General features: G+C 79.6%; 1 pseudogene. It reads right to left on the bottom strand.

What is annotated here, in order from left to right:
* Nucleotides 1–982 (bottom strand): annotated as a pseudogene (locus tag IE317_RS44105) (AfsR/SARP family transcriptional regulator); the annotation flags it as partial.

Below are 982 nucleotides of genomic sequence, written 5' to 3'. Positions count from 1 at the left end.
AACTCCACCGATGACGATCTGGGTCGGCCGCGATCCGCCGGGCGAGCACCGGGTCCGGCCTGGGTGCCGGACGGCCTCGCGCGTGTTCGGCGAGCGCCAGCGCGGCCTCGCACGCCCGGCGCACCGCGGCCGGGTCGGCGTCCGCCGGGCCTTCGGCCAGCACCAGCCGGACGAACGGGGGCACCACCCACCGCGTCCCGGCGGGCTCCAGCAGGTGCGCCGCGGCCAGGTCGTCGAGGCGGTCGCGGGCTTCGCCGAGGGGCCGGCCGAGCACCGCGGCGGCGGACCAGTCCGGGACGGCGGCGCCGAAGGCGGCGAGCAGCCGCAGCAGGGACACGTCGGCGGCGGAGCGCTCGCGCAGCGCCGACGTCACCGCGACGCGGACGCCGAGGTCGCCGGCGGTCAGCTCGTCGAGCCTGCGGTGGTCGTCGGCGAGCCGCGCGGCGAGCTCGCCGACGCGCCGGTTCGGCCGGGCCGCGAGCTTGATGCCGGCGATCCGGACGGCGAGGGCGAGCCCGGCGCAGTGGCCGAGAAGCCGTTGCACCGCTTCGGGTTCCTCCCGCAGCCGCGCCTCCCCCGCGATCGCCGCCAGCAGCGCCTCGGCGTCCTCTGTGGACAGTGGCGGTACCGGGATCGCCCGTGCCCCGCACAGTCCCGGCAGCTCGCGGCGCGTGGTGACCAGCGTGGCGCAGCCGGGCCCGCTAGGCAGCAGCGCGCGCACCTGGGCCTCCGACGCGGCGTCCTCGAGCAGCACGAGCAGCCGCCGGTCGGCGGTGTAGCCGCGCCAGAGCCCGGCCAGCCCGGCGCGGTCGGCCAGCTCGGCCGGGGTCGCGCCGAGCCGCCGCAGGAAGCCGGCCAGCACGGCCGCCGGTTCGGCCGGTGTCCCGTCCGGGGCGCGCAGGGAGGCGGTCAGCTGGCCGTCGGGGAACCGGCGCCGGGCCCGCCAGGCGGCCTGGACCGCCAGCGCGGACTTGCCCGCTCC

It is taken from the genome of Amycolatopsis bullii, assembly GCF_014654205.1.
Lineage (GTDB): Bacteria > Actinomycetota > Actinomycetes > Mycobacteriales > Pseudonocardiaceae > Amycolatopsis > Amycolatopsis plumensis.
Note: the sequence above shows the minus strand (reverse complement) of the source record. Positions and strands in the feature narration are given on the sequence as shown.